The organism is Paraburkholderia sp. Ac-20347, assembly GCF_017104805.1.
GTDB lineage: Bacteria > Pseudomonadota > Gammaproteobacteria > Burkholderiales > Burkholderiaceae > Paraburkholderia > Paraburkholderia tropica.
Genome location: NZ_JAAGPN010000194.1, coordinates 1 through 15,309 on the forward strand (window position 1 = coordinate 1; position 15,309 = coordinate 15,309).

A 15,309-nucleotide genomic window follows, 5' to 3' on the forward strand; every position below is an offset into this window, starting at 1 on the left:
CGCGGCGCGCGTGGTGATGGTCGAGCGCAGCGCGCGCGCCGCCGCGCAACTGCGCGCGAATCAGGAGCGCCTTGGCGCCCGCATGATCGAAATCGCGGAAGCCGACGCGCTGCGCCTCGCCGCGAATCTGCCGCCGGGCTCGTTCGACGTCGTGTTCCTCGATCCGCCGTTCGGCGACGCCGCGCTGCTCGCGCGTGCGCTTGAACTCGCCGCGCCGCTCGTCGCGCCCGACGGCTGGCTCTATGTCGAATCCGGCGAAGCCATCGATCCGGGCGCGCAGCCTGCGCTGGCGGGCTGGAGCGTCGCGCGCGAGGGCAAGGCGGGGGCCGTCCGCTATCATTTGCTGCAGCGCGAAAATGAGGAATAATGCGCGTTCGATAAGGTTCGATAAAAAACGGGCGGACGGTTTTCGTGCCGAGCACGCCCGAGCGCACACTGTTTTGGCCGATGTTCTGACCAAAGTTTTCACAACGGTTTGCGCCCCATTTCTGTTGAGAGGAGAAGCCTCATGGTAGTCGCCGTGTACCCCGGTACGTTCGATCCGCTCACGCGTGGTCACGAAGATCTCGTGCGGCGCGCGTCGAGCATTTTCGACACGCTGGTGGTCGGTGTCGCCGACAGCCGCAACAAGAAGCCGTTCTTCACGCTCGACGAGCGGCTCGAGATTGCGCACGAGGTGCTCGGCCACTATCCCAACGTGCAGGTCATGAGCTTCAAGGGGCTGCTGAAGGACTTCGTGCGCAGCAACAACGCGCGCGTGATCGTGCGCGGCCTGCGCGCGGTCTCGGACTTCGAATACGAGTTTCAGATGGCGGGCATGAACCGCTACCTGTTGCCCGACGTCGAGACCATGTTCATGACGCCGTCGGATCAGTATCAGTTCATTTCGGGCACGATCGTGCGCGAAATCGCCCAGTTGGGCGGCGATGTGAGCAAGTTCGTGTTCCCGTCGGTCGAAAAGCGCCTCCAGGACAAGGTGGCGTCGCTGGGCGGCGCACCCGCGAAGGCCTGAGCCTCGCGAGGGTCGGCAGGCGCGGGGCCGCGGCGCTATAATGTCTTGTTTTTTAAGGGAAACGCGAGAGAAGTATGGCCCTGATGATTACCGACGAGTGCATCAATTGAAAATTGGGGTCATATCATTGGTTTGACCTTGGGCTGAGGCTTTCCAGCTTTTCCAATTGTCCGAAATCATGTTTTTGCAACTCAACTGCAACTCAGAGGCAAAAACATGGCGACATTCAGTCAGCGCAGCGGACGCTGGCAAGTCAAAGTTAATCGCAAGGGATTTCCTACGCAGTACAAATCATTTGCGACGAAGGCAGAAGGGCAAGTCTGGGCACGTTCCGTCGAAACGTCGATGGACGACGGAACGTGGGTTGATCCGGCAGGTACGACCGACATAACCTTCGGCAAACTGCTGGAGCGTTACAAGGAATCGATCACGCCGACCAAGCGTAGCAGGCGCAGCGAAGAATATCGGATCGGCAAAATGCTGCGCCACAAGATCGCCGAGTACAGCATGCGCAATCTGACGGCTAGTCTGCTGGCTGATTACCGTGATCAACGTCTCAAGGTGGCTACCAACTCGTGCGTCTGCCGCGAACTCGCGACGATGAGCGCCGTGATTACGCATGCGCAACGTGAATGGGGACTCTCAGTAAGCAATCCGACGAAGCTTGTGAAAAAGCCCCGATTGCCGCCTGGGCGGAATCGCATATTGAAGCCTGCCGAGCTTGATCGCCTCCTGCATGAACTGCATGCGGAGCGCCATGAATTACGGAGCAGGTGGCTGCTCCCGCTCGTGAAGCTTGCGCTGGAGACAGCGATGCGGCAGGGCGAGTTGCTGTCTCTGGAATGGAGGCACGTCGATTTCGATCAGCGCACGGCCTATCTGCCGATGACGAAAAATGGTAGGGATCGGTATGTTCCATTGAGCAGTGCCGCGATTGCGATTCTGGATGAGTTGGAGCGCATCGACGAGCGCGTTATTCCGATCAGCCAGAACGTTGTCTTATGTGCGTGGCCGCGAGCGTGCAAGCGTGCCGGAATCGAGAACTTTCACTTTCACGATTTACGGCACATGGCAACGACGAGTCTTGCTAAAAAGCTGCCCAACGTGATCGAGCTTGCATCCGTGACCGGACATTCCAACGCTCAGATGCTGAGTCGGTACTACCACACGTCGGCGAGCGAACTGGCGAAGAAGCTCGGATAAGCCCTGATAACTTGTGTATACCGTACACAAGAGAAATCTCGAAAAACGCAGTTCTCTGATGACGAAGCCCTGTTCGATTACGTGCGAACAGGGCTTGTTTTGCTTGCAAACGTCGGTTCGACCGACAATTGGCCGGACGCTGGTCAGATCGGCTTTGCGTTGAGGTCGGATAGCTGCTTTTGCAGTTTCTGGATTCGGTGTGTCAAGTCGGCACGTTTCGCTGCTGCGGTCTCACGCTTGGCGGCTTGCTGCTGCGCTTTGATGCGCTGTTGTTCAAGGTCCGCTACTTCGTGCAGACTGGCGTAGGTCAGGATTTCGTGGTATCTCATTGCGGTTCTCTCCATCGTTGCATGCGGGTATTTATGCATACAGAGCGACCGAGATCGGACATGACGGACAGTCGCTGCCCTCAAAGCTTCGTGAGACACAACAGCTAGTAGTATCCGCGTATCCTGAGGCGAAGCAATATCGAGTGATGCTCTCGCCGGGGAAGAGCTCGTGACGCACGTGGGTATATCATTGTTCGTCGGAATGTGGGAAAAGCACTGTCTTAAGCGTCTTGGCTGCTCGACGAAGTTCACGGGGGGGCCATAGTTTACGCCGCCGTCGCTCGGCATGACTCACCTGTCACGCATATCAACCTATGCGCTGACTCAATCAATGAAATCTCTCGACGACGAAGCCCGTGCGGAACTGCTCTGCTTTCTTGTAGTAGGGCAACTTTTTGCGTTCGCGCGCGAAGGAACATGGCTACGTACCGACCATCTGATTGAGTCTTCAATGATGTGGCTCAGTTCTAACGGTGCCACCTGCGACTGGATGGAGCGCGCAAGGCTTGTCGAAATTTCTCGGTGTATCGCTCGGCAGGAAAGCGCCCATTCCTTTCCCCGAGGCGATGCGGACTTGCATCGCCTATTCAATCTCAAGGCAGGCTGGTTTCTGGATTACCGCTCACCAATAGTGCAGCGAATTCACACAATCTGTGCCAGACACGTCGAGAAACGCAGAGACTGAGGGCTGTCGTACCAAGGAAAAGACGGCCGTCCTTGGGGGTGACGGCCGTTTCAACGCGGTTCGCGTCGCCGCTGGCTACGGCGAAGGTTGCTCGACAGTCTCGGCAACCATTAATGACGTTAGCACGCATTTCAGCATTCGTCGATGTTGTGGAATATGTGTATCTCGCGCGCATCTTGCGCTGGGAAAAATCAGGACGGGAAACCAGACGAAAATCCGCGTTGCGTTCTGAGCTCGCGCGACCGGGTTGCAATCGATCCGACGCTAATCCTGTAGCAATCTCCTTCAGTCGCGGCTGTGGCATCTCACATGCAGAAAGCTTTTATCAATCGCAGGGTTAACAAAAAGGCACCGTTGCGGAATCTGGACTGGCTGACCTCAAGGCGCAAACTAGCCGACGCCAATACGCCAGATACATCGGATAACCAACTAGAAGACAAATAGCCAGCCCTCTTCCAATTCATGTTTTCCAACGTCCAGATTCACACATCGAAGAAAACGATCAAGGCACGTGGCTAAAATATCGCACCGCAAAAGATGATGATGTAACACCTTACCAGAGGTGCGCAGTGCCATCACCCGACAAATGAGGCAGGCAGATGAACGGAAGGCGTAAATGCGTGGCGTGCGGTTGTACCTTCGAACCGCGTAACCAGAATCCCACCCAGCAATATTGCTCGAATGCAGCCTGTCAGCGAGTACGAAAGTCGGCTTGGCAGCGTCAAAAGATGAGGTCGGATCCTGATTACCGAGAAAATCAGTATCGAGCGCAGACTCACTGGCGTCAGTCTAATCCAGAATACTGGCGTGATTACCGTCGCACGCATTCAGTATATACGGATCGTAACCGTGATCTACAGCGTCTTCGAAACCACGCACAAAGAAAAATTGCAAAAATGGACGTGTCAGATGCCAGATTCAGACCTACAAGCGGCATTTATATTCTCGCATGCATGGAGAAAAACAATAAGGAAAAAATGGACGTGTGGATTGTTCAGTTGACTGTGCTCGCAGGCACTTCGTCATCCAAAGCGAAATTGCAAACATAGGACATGTGAGTGGCGCCTTTGGTCACTGCTATTGTTTAGTCTGAGAAATCCCGTTGTGGAGTAGCAATAACTCACTCGAGATTCAGGGCAGCCAGCGGAGATAAACCCAACAAACAGTATCCAGGTATCTTGGCTTACATACTGCTTCGGAGAGGGTCCTATGTCGGTTGAAATCGCTCCTCAACTGGTCGAGCCTAGCGAAGATGATGTCCGAGCGGTGGAATACGTGCGGATGTCGACGGAGCATCAGCAATACTCGACTAGCAACCAGCAGGACAAAATTCGCGAATACGCGGCGAAGCATGGGTTACGAATTGTGCAAACCTACGCCGATGAGGGAAAAAGTGGTTTACGCATCGACGGTCGGGCAGCACTCCAGCGTTTGATACACGATGTCGAGCACGGTAGTGCTGATTTTCAGGTCATTTTGGTATATGACGTGAGTCGATGGGGACGATTTCAGGATGCGGACGAAAGTGCATATTACGAGTATGTGTGCCGACGTGCTGGAATCCAGGTTGTTTATTGCGCGGAGCAGTTTGAGAACGACGGGTCGCCCGTGTCGACCATCGTAAAAGGTGTGAAGCGCGCTATGGCTGGCGAATACAGTCGTGAACTTTCGGCAAAGGTGTTTGCAGGTCAATGCCGTCTGATCGAATTAGGGTATCGCCAGGGCGGTCCCGCAGGCTATGGGTTGCGGCGAATTCTTGTCGGCCTTGACGGGCTGATGAAGGCGGAACTTGCACGTGGAGAGCATAAAAGTCTCCAGACTGATCGTGTCGTCTTGATTCCGGGACCTGAGGACGAGATCCGTATGGTGAACCTGATCTACAGATGGTTTGTTGACGAGTCACTTAATGAGCAGGAGATTGCAAGTCGCTTGAACGCGATGAATATCAAAACTGACCTGAACCGCGAATGGAGCCGATGTACGATCCACGAGGTTCTTACTAATGAAAAATACATTGGAAACAACGTCTACAACCGCACCTCATTCAAACTCAAAGTCCGGCGGGTCACAAACCCCACCGAGATGTGGATCCGTAAGGATGGTGCATTTCCGCCCGTAGTTGAACGTGAAGTGTTTTATACCGCACAAGGCATTCTCCGGGCTCGCGCTCGCCGATACACGGATCACGACCTGATTGAACGCCTGCGTGCCTTGTACAGAGCAAAAGGCTTCTTGTCGGGATTTGTCATTGACGAGGCAGATGGCATGCCTTCATCGTCTGTGTACGCGTATCGGTTTGGAAGCCTGATCCGCGCCTACCAGGCTGTTGGCTTTACGCCGGATAGAGACTACCAGTATCTTGAGATAAATCGCTTTCTCAGACGACTTCATCCCGAAATCGTTCAGGAAACTGAATCGAAAATAAGCGAAGTTGGTGGAGAAGTCTCCCGCGACCTAGCCACTGACATGCTGCGCGTCAATGAGGAGTTTTCTGTATCGCTCGTTCTCTCCCGGTGCCAGGTAACCGCTAGCGGACAGAACAGATGGAAGGTTCGCTTTGATCAGAGCCTTCTCCCCGACATTACAGTTGCGGTTCGCTTGAACGAGAAAAATGATGCGCCGCTGGACTACTACCTGCTTCCACGTCTTGATTTTTCTCATCCTGGAATTCGTCTCGGCGACTGTAATCCGGTTGAATTTGAAAGCTACAGATTCGAGACACTTGAATATCTGTACACCATGGCAGAGCGCGCTCGTCTTCGGAGGGCTGCATGAGTACACCAAATGGTATCGGTGAAATCAGGATGATCCGGTTGGATCAGATCGACATCCTGAATCCTCGGGAGCGCGGCAGCCGTGTTGGAGTTGACCCTGTAACCCCGGACACAGCTTCACACTAAGGTTGCTGAATCCATCGAGCGCCGAAACTCGCGAGGCGAGCGGTATTGCAGCGCGCTATGGGGATGCTTCTCGTTGTAATGCTCGAACGCGATGGCCAGATTGCGTGCAGCAGTCGCCGCGTCCGGCTTCGGCATGAAGGCGACGTAATCGCGCTTCATCGTCTTTACGAAGCTCTCGGCCATACCGTTACTTTGCGGGCTGCAAACCGGAGTGGTCAATGGCTTCAGCCCGATGTCTCTCGCAAATCGGCGCGTGTCGTCGGCCGTATAGCCTGAGCCGTTGTCGCTCAACCACTCGATTTCGGATGGTGTATGCAACGCATTGCCGAAGCGATTTTCCACCGCAGCCAGCATCACGTCGCGCACGATGTCGCCGCTGTGACCTGCCGTCGTGGCCGCCCAGCTCATCGCCTCGCGGTCGCAGCAGTCCAGCGCGAACGTCACACGCAGCGGCTCGCCGTTGTCACAGCGAAACTCGAATCCATCGGAACACCATCGCTGATTGCTGCGTCCTACGGCCACCTTGCCGTCGTGCCGCCGTTGCGGCCGAGGCGGAACCGGTCGGCGCTGCATCAGCAGCCCATGCGTGCGCATGACGCGATAGACGCGCTTTGCATTGAGCGGCACCAGCCCAAGCGCGACGCGTTCGTTGCGCAACGTGCCCCAAACCCGGCGATAGCCATAGCTGGGCAAATTGTCGACGACGCGGCGGATTTCCTCGACCACGCTCGCATCGTCGGTCTGCTTCGATTGACGGCCATCCCGCCATGTAGCCGGACGAGACAGTCGTGCCGATACGTTCGAGCGCGACACGCCGAGAACTTCGCAGACCAGTTTCACTGGTCGTCCTCCGGCAGCAAGGGCGAGTGCGCTATCCATTTTTTTGCGCGGCCATACTCGACTGCTTCGCGGAGAATCTCGTTCTCCATCGTCTTTTTGCCGAGCATCCGTTGCAGTTCGCGAATCTGCTTGAGCGCATCAGCCAATTCCGATGCCGCGACGACTTCTTCGCCAGCCTTGACCGCTGACAGGCTCCCGTCCTGGTACAGCTTGCGCCAGTGGAACAGTTGGTTCGGGTTCACGCCATGATGGCGCGCGACCATCGAAACCGATTTCCCCGGCTCGAAGCTCTCTCGCACCATCGCCAGTTTTTGTTCCGCCGTCCAGCGCCGCCGACGCTCCGGGCCCGTCAACACATCCATCACTTCCTGCCTGGTGTTAGTCAAAAACACAGTCCTATGCCTACCCGTTAGTTTAAGCGGGAGACTGTGTCCGGAAATTCAGGGGGCCGCTCCACGTGTCTTCGAGGGGATCGTCAAGAACATAAAGTCTATCGGCCTCAAAAAACCTATCTGCGTAACACCCAGACCGCAGCCCGATGGAGAGGCCAAGTTCCTGCTTATCTGTGGCGAAGGCCGCCTCAAAGCCTATCAGGCGCTGGGTGAGCAAGAGATACCAGCCCTCGTTGTCGAGGTCACCGACGAGGACGCGTTCATCATGAGCCTCGCAGAAAATATTGCTCGTCGGCAACACCACCCGTTGGAGTTACTCTCCGGCATTCGGCAGTTGATGGAAAAGGGCTACACAATGAGGGCGATTTCCGAAAAAACGGGCTTGAACTACTACTACACCCAGTCAATTTGCAATCTGTTGCGATTAGGTGAGGAGCGGTTACTGATCGCGGTCGAGACGGGAGCTATTCCTATCAATGTCGCTGTGACCATTGCAGGGGCAGGCGACGATGATAAGGCTGTGCAGGCCGCCCTTCAGGGAGCGTACGAATCAGGCGCGCTTCGAGGCCGTCAACTGGCGTTGGCGAGGCGCGTAATCGAAAAGCGGCAACGTCATGGCAGGACGGCGGGCCGGACGAGTACAACAAAACATAGCGGGGTTTCAACGACGACATTGGTGCGCACTTACCAGGACGAGGTTAAGCGACAGACCGCGCTCGTGCGTAAAGCGGAGTTTTCCCAGCAGAAGTTACTTTTGGTAGTTGAAGCCTTGCGGCAACTGTTGAGCGACGAAAATTTCGTAAATTTACTTCGCGCCGAGTCTCTAACGAGCATGCCAAAATATCTTGCGGAGCGGGTGTGGTCGAATGGGAGCCACGTATGACGGCGGTGACACTTGGGTTCGTGCCAGAACCTGTGGTTGTGCCATTGGACGACATTCTTCCGACGCGCAGATTCGCGGCAAGCGTTTCACAGACGAGAAAATTCAGGCAGATAACATCGTCGATCTCCGAAGTCGGGCTTATTGAGCCCCTGTCAATCACTGCCTGCGATCCGGCCACCCGAAAATACCCGTTGCTTGACGGACACCTCAGACTGCTCGCGCTGCGTGAACTAGGGAGGGTTGATGCTCCCTGTCTGGTCGCAACGGATGACGAAGCATATACCTACAACAATCAATTGAACCGACTCGCTACGGTGCAGGAGCATTACATGATTCGACGGGCGATTGAAAGGGGTGTGCCTGCGCCGCGTCTTGCTAAAGCGCTCGGAATGGAAGCGAAGCATCTTGTCGCACGCGTGACGTTACTCGACGGAGTTTGTCAGGAGGCAATCAACATGTTGAAAGATCAACGATTCTCTCTGGCTCTCACGAAAGCACTGAGAAAGATGAAGTCCACCCGTCAGGTGGAGTGTGTGGAGCTAATGCTTGCTGCGAATTGCGTTACCGCTTCATATGCAAACGCTTTACTCGTGGCTACATCGGCAAACGAACTTGTGGAAGGAAAGAAGCCTTCGAGAGTAAAGGGTATGACGCAGGAACAGATCGCCAGAATGGAGAAGGAGATGTCAAATCTGCAGGGTCAGTACAAACTTGCTGAGCAGACATATGGGCAAGATGTACTGAATCTGGTTTTGGCGCGAGGATATCTGGGAAAACTTTTAGCAAATGACGCAGTTCTGGATTACCTGACCGGGCACTATCCGGATCTTCTTCGGGAGATCGAAGCTATCGTCGAAATAGTTTCGCTTGAACAGTCGTAAAATTTTTCTAAAAAATCACATTTATTTTATACGACGCTTATGGAGCGACCAGATACGGACATTGATTTCATCTCATGTTAATCAGAAAAAATAATAATAAATTTATTCATCTGAAAGTGCCTCGTAACCGTACATGGAATCATGTATCGTTCTTGTGATTGTGTACATCCTCTTCGCGTACGTAGTAAGACCTGTTCTGATTTCGCTTGAGACGTCTCATCAAGTGCTTAAGAGGCGTACATGAATGATCCGGGTTGCGTCTTTGCGCTGCTTGGACGATTATTAGAAAAGGCGAAAGACGGATGGGGATGATCTTGGTAAACAATAACCCAGTTTGCTGTCCACCGTGGTCGGATCGGCGCGCGCATGCCGCACAGATGCTTGCATCTGGAATCAGTATCAAGCAGGTTTCGCTGGAACTTGGGTTGAGCCCAGCTACTGCGCGACGCTATCAGGCTGCATTTATAAGTGGCGGCGTCGGGGCGCTCCTTGCACTTGGAGATGTTGGACGTCGTTGCCAGCTGCCCCCCGAGGCCTTGGTAATAATTTCCAATGCGGTAAAAGAAGCACCTAAATCTCAGGGGCTGGTCGGAGATCACTGGACGAATGAGTTAATCCGTTACTTCATTGAGCGGGAGTTTTGCATTCGTTATTCTTCGTCTCATGTCGATCGTTTGATTCGTGATTATGGTTTTCGGCAGTGTTTTTTATGGATGATCCGTCGAAATCTGCGGAAAAGAACTAATCAGACATAAGTCCGATGAAGCACATAAATTCGTTTGCGCTACTCAAAGTGACTAATTGAGCCACCTTAGTCTGCTGCCCGATATGCGAAACAGAGCCGTCGCGCAATTGCCTGATCAACGGCAAGATAAGCGACGGCTTATGGCCGGCAGGTGCCGTCTATGCACGGCTTCATGCCGAGGAGTAGCACCATTGCGACGCACCGTCCTGCCGCTCGATGGCAGGTCCGAAGTTCGGACCTGCCCATACGTCACTTCTTACCAACGAACCCACTCCGCATCTGACCACTGGCGGCCTCGATCTGAGCATCGAGTTCACCAGCAGCAACTGCCGCCTTGAGCGTGTCGAGCGTCGGAATCAGATCATCCAGAATGCCGATTTCGATGCCCGTCTTGCCCTTCGCTAGCTCCAGCGTTTTTGCGCCGTACTTCACGTGCATGTGGACGCGGCCGTTCTCAGCAGTCCACCACCAAGCACGGACGCGCTTCTGTACCTCCACGTTGCGGCGTTCGCCGGATTCGGCATCCTTCACTGAACGGAATTTCGTCGGTGTAAACGACGTTCCGGCCTGTTGAGCCTTCGCCAGTTCCGTTTGCTCCCAGATTTGCGCGATCAGCCGGTTACGACGCTGTACGATCTGCGGCAGTGCACCGGGCCGTTTCGCGGCGACGATCTTCAGATTTGCGATTGCGCTCATGTATTCCTCCTATGTCGTTTCGATACAAAGGAGGATGTATTCAGCCACTGGTGAAATCAACAGAAATTCCGAGTTATATAGGCTGCTTTGCATTGGCTGTAATAAATACAGCTATGACAAACGAACAAAAACAAGTTCAGGCAGAAACACGTAATTGGATGACCCGGCTCGCACCGAATTTTACCCACGCGGTAACGCTCACGATGAAGCAGTCACGTACGGTCATGACCGACAAAGGGCAGACGATTCATCGTCTGACGGAAATCGAGGCCAGTGCCAACTTTGCGCACTTCATGAAGCGTCTGAACGCGATCGTGTACGGACATGCGGCGAAGCGATACGGGAAAACCGTTCATGTAGTGCCGGTTATCGAAGGCATTGCAACTGACAAGGGGCTTCACTACCACTGCATGATGGGTAACTTTCGTGAGGGTGCCGACGACGCCTTGATCACGGCTGCAATACGCACAGCTTGGCTGCAAACCGGATTTGGCAATGTCCAGATTGACGTGCAACCGATGTACGGCGACGGCTGGATCGACTACATCACGAAGGAAGTCGGAAAGGGTGACTCCGACAACGTGGACTACGACAACGTCCATCCACGTAAGCAATAAAGCAGCTTATTTGCTCTGTTGCCTAGCTGTGTCGTTGGCCTAAGTGCCCTTCGCAGCTTTCATTGCGAAGAGTCTCTGCATACGAAACTCTTTAATGATTTACTACGGTTATAGATTCCGATGAATAACTCCTCCGATAGATCCCATGAAGAACGACACGAAGAAGTTACAGACATCTGCATGTGAGCAATACGACGAACAAGGAACGGATAGAACATGCGATAGGAAATAGCCAGGTACATATCACATCCGTTCCTCTCTTCCTTTACCTCTACTTCCACTTCGACGGCATTACTTGCAAGAACGTTGTCCGGGCAATCGACAATTTCAGCGGTAGCGCTACGTCACTTGTTGGTTTAACCACCACCCATATCAACAGCAGGTCGAAATCAAAGGTTTTTGCTAAAACCTTTTGTTATTGCGTAAGCGCTTGTTTCCTCTGACATCTGCGCGATGTCATTCCTTTGTTGATCCGTATAACTAAAGAATACATCCTCTGGACATGGATTTTGTTTGTTCGGGGGCGAAATGAAGCAGGCCAAGACATTTACGGAAAAGGAACTCAAGCAGGTACTGACCTATGTGTCGCTGCGGCGACATGCGTTGCGTAATCGAGCGATGGTGCTGCTGACGCACTGGGCTGGCATGCGTGTCGGCGAAGTCGCTGCATTGCTTGTGGGCGATGTGCTTGATACAGATGGTTCGATCAAGTCAGAAATTCGACTTGCGCCAGAGCAGACCAAGGGCCGGCACGCGCGCACGGTTTTCCTCGGGCAGAAATTGCGGCGCGAGTTGGCCGCGTATGTTGCGAGCTTGAAGAACCCGAAGCTTGACGGCCCGTTGTTTTATACGCAGAAGCGGGCGGGGTTCACGGCCAACACGCTCTGTCAGTATTTCCACTGGCTCTATAAGGAAGCGGGTATCCACGGCGCGAGCAGCCATTCCGGCCGACGTTCGTTCATAACGAATCTCGCGAGCAAAGGCGTCGGCGTCCGCGTGTTGATGTCGCTCGCAGGTCATCGAGACATTTCGACTACGCAGCGATATATCGACGTCAATGACGACATGCAGCGAAAGGCCGTGGATCTAGTCTGATGAGCCGTGCGAATCCTGCTCAGATAGAAGCACGTCGCCGGTTTGCGCTCGCGTTTAGGCGCGAGAACAGGCCCGACCTGACGCACGTACTCGGCACCGGATGGTCGCTCGGACAGGACATGCATCGGCTGACCGATCGGCAGTATTTCGAGAAAGCAGTCCAGCTATTCAATCGGCGTATCGGCATTGCCCGGTTTGCGCCGTCGGACAAGGCGGACCTGTTCCGAGTAGCCGGCATCTAATCAGCGAAGGAGAAAAACACATGGCAATCTGTCCCGGTCGTATCCCCAATCAAGCAGGTCAACACAGTGGGACCGTCTACCGTTGTACCAAGTGCGGAGCGGTCGGGTGCCGAGATCATCGCTGCACGAATCACAACTGGAGCCATAGTGACGGATGCCTGCGTTGCGGAAGTCACGGCACGATGAAGTCAGTGCGGTAAAAAGGGATGTAAGCAGCTGTCTCGGACTCAGCTTGTAGCATCCGGCCGACTTCGACCCAGATCTGTCGTTCCCATCTTTCGGAAGCGGCCGTTCAACACTTCATGAGAATTTCATGATACAGAGTACACCTCACGGAGTTTCAGCGGTTACTGTCTATCAGTGTCGGAGGCAACAAATAGTGTGCCGTATTTTTCGTCCATCTAAGCGCGGAGAAGCCCGCTAATAGACGATGACCGATCCAGCGAGGATCAACTGTCGGTTCGAGTCTGGGCTGATTGACTAAAAGCAGTAACCCCATGAATCCGACCCAATCGGCAATAGACAAGAGGTCTTCGCCGTAACCGTGAAAAGAACGTCCGCTCGAGTACCAAGCAATTCGCTGAAAAAAATTGTCGCCTAGAAAATTGCGAAGCTTAGCCAAGTGCGCTTTGGACGAGGTTGACATATCCACCATAACGATGTGTCGAATTTCGCCATTGTCCAGTTGCACATTAGAATGAAAGGCGAGCTCATGCTTCAACGGAACGTTGGCAATCATCGCTGCGACTTCATCTACATCGAGAAATGTCTTCCGTGAAACATTCCAAACCATTCGATTGTCCTCGACGGTTTGGGGGCGATAGCTGTAGTAGCTGAAACAAAGCGAAACTATGTCAGGTCGATGCTGGACAATCGACCTGACGTGCCAATAAGGATGTGATTTGTGAATCATTAATTAAAGCCGCATGCCTGAAAGAGTTCTGTAAGTTGTCATCGCAAAGTCGTCCGTCATGCCTGAGACAAAGTCGACGACGAGATGAGCTCTCGCATTCCATTCCAAGAATCTAGCTTTATCGTTAGCCGAAAGATTGCCGACGTATTGTTTGTAAACCTTGATATATCGGTCGGGGAAAAGGCTAAGTAATTTAGACTCAATTAAGATGGAATTTCCTGCGGAATCTTTCCGTTCGTTTTTTAACGCAGCAGAAAAGGCGTCGCGTGATAAAGATAACAGCGGGCCATAGTGATCAAGCAGGCCTCTTATTGCTGTAAAACCGGCCAACTCAGTTCTCTGGATCGATTCGTGGCAATATACATGCTCACGGCAATACTCTTTAAGCGTCTCAAGGATAGCGCCAGCAGCAGACGAGTGCGGCAATAGCGAATCCAATGTGCCAGCGTACACGTCTTCCTGGAACTCAACGTAGCGATCGGCTACATATTTAACTATGGCCCGATTCAACGTAGTTCGAAAACTCGTATAGGTAAACTCTTTGCCCTTTGCATCGCACCTAGAAATCAATGCCGCAAGCGCTTCTTTTATTTCCGAATGGGCGGTGTCTTTTTCGGAAATTTTGCACAGATCGAATTTCTTTCTGATTTCTTCCAGGGCAGCGGATTCGCTTACAACGCCTTTCTCGATTGAGTCTTCGAGGTCGCTGATACAGTAAGCGATGTCGTCTGCAGCCTCCATGACATATGCGAGCGGAAACCGTTGCGGCTTGGTGTAGCCGAACTCGCTCCAAATCGACTGGACGACCGAGTCCTCTGTTGTGAAATATCCAGCTTTCTTCGTAAAATTGCCAGAGGCCTCATCGCCCGCACGCCGGATATATTTAAGGAACGATGCTAGCGTTGTCTTAGTTAAATTAAGCCCGAATTCGTCAGTGTTCCATTGCAGGCGCGTGACTATACGTAACCCCTGCGGATTACCATCGAATTCAGTGAAATCAGAAAGAGCCCGCTTCAGTCGTTCGTCACCCGAGCCCAACTCGTTGGGGGATCGCTCAACAGACTTTTTGAGACTTGCTTGGCCGTTTTCCGAAAACCACTTTTGAATTGCGGCCTCGCCGAAGTGCCCAAAAGGGGGATTGCCGATGTCGTGCAGGAGACACGCCGCCTCGACGAAGTTCACGAACGCCGTGCGTTCTAACGGCTGCAATTCGTTACGTAGCCGATCGCTGATTTCATCGGCAATGAAGCGTCCGAGCTGGGCGACCTCTAACGAGTGCGTCAATCGACTTCTAACGGCGGCGTTTGGCTCCATCGAAAAAACCTGCGCCTTTTGCTGGAGTCGACGGAACGCAGGACAAAAAAGAATCCTTCCACGGTCGCTCTCCGACTCCGTGACAATCGAACGCCCCGGTACTGCGCTTTCGCGCAGCCTAACGGTCTTGAGAATGTTGGAATTCTTGCTCATGAAAGAGTTTGGGGTTTGAGTTGAAGAAGCGCCCGCGTTGAATGCATGCACTCTCGATCTGCGTATCGCACGTAGTGCGATTGATCCTACCGCAATTGGTGCTGCGCAGCTAATCCCAAAATCTGCTCGCTATCCACTAAAACCTATGTAGGCGTTGTGGACCGCGGGAGTGGGCTAATTTTGCTCCATCCCAACCAACGCGTTCATTTTTCGCCGAACAGCCCGACTCCTCTGCCGATTGTTGACGATCCAGCTGCGATTCCCGACCATCCCTTCATGGCCGATTCTGTTGAAAAACTCGTTTCGCAGCGTCGCTGCGATGGTGTTTTGGCCAGTCGGCCTGGTTTGTCGAAGCTGCCGGTGCCGAAACTGACGCCGGGGGTATGCCCCGATGCCCTCAAGCGGGCGT

The 15,309-nt window shown here is 53.6% G+C and carries 16 protein-coding genes; 11 read left to right on the forward strand and 5 right to left on the reverse strand.

The genetic code is table 11. The annotated features are described in order from the left end of the window. From G3N97_RS27780 to G3N97_RS27790, 3 genes are all read left to right on the forward strand, one after another. A partial coding sequence (locus tag G3N97_RS27780; protein ID WP_205996217.1) for an RsmD family RNA methyltransferase occupies window positions 1-367 on the forward strand: 367 nt, incomplete at its 5' end. 141 nt (window positions 368-508) lie between these two features. Further along, window positions 509-1,012, forward strand: coding sequence for a pantetheine-phosphate adenylyltransferase (coaD, locus tag G3N97_RS27785; protein WP_205996218.1), 504 nt, complete (start codon window positions 509-511; stop codon window positions 1,010-1,012). Window positions 1,013-1,228: 216 nt separating this feature from the next. Next, window positions 1,229-2,215, forward strand: a complete 987-nt coding sequence (locus tag G3N97_RS27790) for a site-specific integrase (protein WP_205996219.1) — start codon at window positions 1,229-1,231, stop codon at window positions 2,213-2,215. Window positions 2,216-2,358: 143 nt separating this feature from the next. On the opposite strand, the gene G3N97_RS27795 is transcribed toward G3N97_RS27790, so the two are convergent. Continuing rightward, window positions 2,359-2,544: a hypothetical protein gene (locus G3N97_RS27795; protein ID WP_205996230.1), complete on the reverse strand. Its 186-nt coding sequence runs from the start codon at window positions 2,542-2,544 to the stop codon at window positions 2,359-2,361. A 1,894-nt stretch (window positions 2,545-4,438) separates the two neighbouring features. Between G3N97_RS27795 and G3N97_RS27800 the strand changes: the two genes are divergently transcribed. Continuing rightward, window positions 4,439-6,004 (forward strand): recombinase family protein, encoded by a 1,566-nt coding sequence (locus G3N97_RS27800; protein ID WP_205996220.1) that lies wholly within the window; start codon window positions 4,439-4,441, stop codon window positions 6,002-6,004. A gap of 116 nt (window positions 6,005-6,120) precedes the next feature. On the opposite strand, the gene G3N97_RS27805 is transcribed toward G3N97_RS27800, so the two are convergent. Next, a protein-coding gene (locus tag G3N97_RS27805; RefSeq protein ID WP_205996221.1) for an IS3 family transposase occupies window positions 6,121-7,331 on the reverse strand; the annotation gives its coding sequence in 2 pieces (ribosomal slippage) (window positions 6,121-7,016 and window positions 7,016-7,331; 1,212 coding nt in all). A gap of 64 nt (window positions 7,332-7,395) precedes the next feature. On the opposite strand from G3N97_RS27805, the gene G3N97_RS27810 reads away from it, so the two are divergent. From G3N97_RS27810 to G3N97_RS27820, 3 genes are all read left to right on the forward strand, one after another. Then, a complete protein-coding gene (locus tag G3N97_RS27810; protein WP_241030866.1) occupies window positions 7,396-8,244 on the forward strand; it encodes a plasmid partitioning protein RepB C-terminal domain-containing protein in 849 nt (282 codons plus the stop codon). Continuing rightward, entirely contained in the window at window positions 8,241-9,125 is an 885-nt protein-coding gene (locus G3N97_RS27815; RefSeq protein WP_080323491.1) for a plasmid partitioning protein RepB C-terminal domain-containing protein, read from the forward strand. The genes G3N97_RS27810 and G3N97_RS27815 overlap by 4 nt, the downstream gene beginning before the upstream one ends. 302 nt (window positions 9,126-9,427) lie before the next feature. Beyond that, complete coding sequence (locus G3N97_RS27820) at window positions 9,428-9,880, forward strand: helix-turn-helix domain-containing protein (RefSeq protein ID WP_205996223.1); 453 nt, start codon at window positions 9,428-9,430, stop codon at window positions 9,878-9,880. Between the two features lie 239 nt (window positions 9,881-10,119). Here the strand turns inward: G3N97_RS27820 and G3N97_RS27825 are convergent, their stop codons facing one another. Next, window positions 10,120-10,566, reverse strand: a complete 447-nt coding sequence (locus G3N97_RS27825; protein ID WP_080323489.1) for a DUF6641 family protein — start codon at window positions 10,564-10,566, stop codon at window positions 10,120-10,122. A 113-nt stretch (window positions 10,567-10,679) separates the two neighbouring features. Here G3N97_RS27825 and G3N97_RS27830 point away from each other — a divergent pair, with 113 nt between their 5' ends. From G3N97_RS27830 to G3N97_RS27840, 3 genes are all read left to right on the forward strand, one after another. Continuing rightward, window positions 10,680-11,183, forward strand: coding sequence for a hypothetical protein (locus tag G3N97_RS27830; protein WP_205996224.1), 504 nt, complete (start codon window positions 10,680-10,682; stop codon window positions 11,181-11,183). A 528-nt stretch (window positions 11,184-11,711) separates the two neighbouring features. Next, the gene (locus G3N97_RS27835; RefSeq protein ID WP_205996225.1) at window positions 11,712-12,278 is read left to right on the forward strand and encodes a tyrosine-type recombinase/integrase; all 567 of its coding nucleotides are present in this window, start codon (window positions 11,712-11,714) and stop codon (window positions 12,276-12,278) included. Beyond that, the gene (locus G3N97_RS27840; protein ID WP_205996226.1) at window positions 12,278-12,520 is read left to right on the forward strand and encodes a hypothetical protein; all 243 of its coding nucleotides are present in this window, start codon (window positions 12,278-12,280) and stop codon (window positions 12,518-12,520) included. The genes G3N97_RS27835 and G3N97_RS27840 overlap by 1 nt, the downstream gene beginning before the upstream one ends. A 340-nt stretch (window positions 12,521-12,860) precedes the next feature. On the opposite strand, the gene G3N97_RS27845 is transcribed toward G3N97_RS27840, so the two are convergent. Further along, the gene (locus tag G3N97_RS27845; RefSeq protein WP_205996227.1) at window positions 12,861-13,313 is read right to left on the reverse strand and encodes a hypothetical protein; all 453 of its coding nucleotides are present in this window, start codon (window positions 13,311-13,313) and stop codon (window positions 12,861-12,863) included. Between the two features lie 123 nt (window positions 13,314-13,436). Then, on the reverse strand, window positions 13,437-14,900 hold the full coding sequence (gene dgt / locus G3N97_RS27850) for a dGTPase (RefSeq protein ID WP_205996228.1): 1,464 nt from the start codon (window positions 14,898-14,900) through the stop codon (window positions 13,437-13,439). Window positions 14,901-15,080: 180 nt separating this feature from the next. On the opposite strand from dgt, the gene G3N97_RS27855 reads away from it, so the two are divergent. After that, window positions 15,081-15,309: hypothetical protein (locus G3N97_RS27855; RefSeq protein WP_205996229.1), on the forward strand; the 229-nt coding region annotated here is incomplete at its 3' end.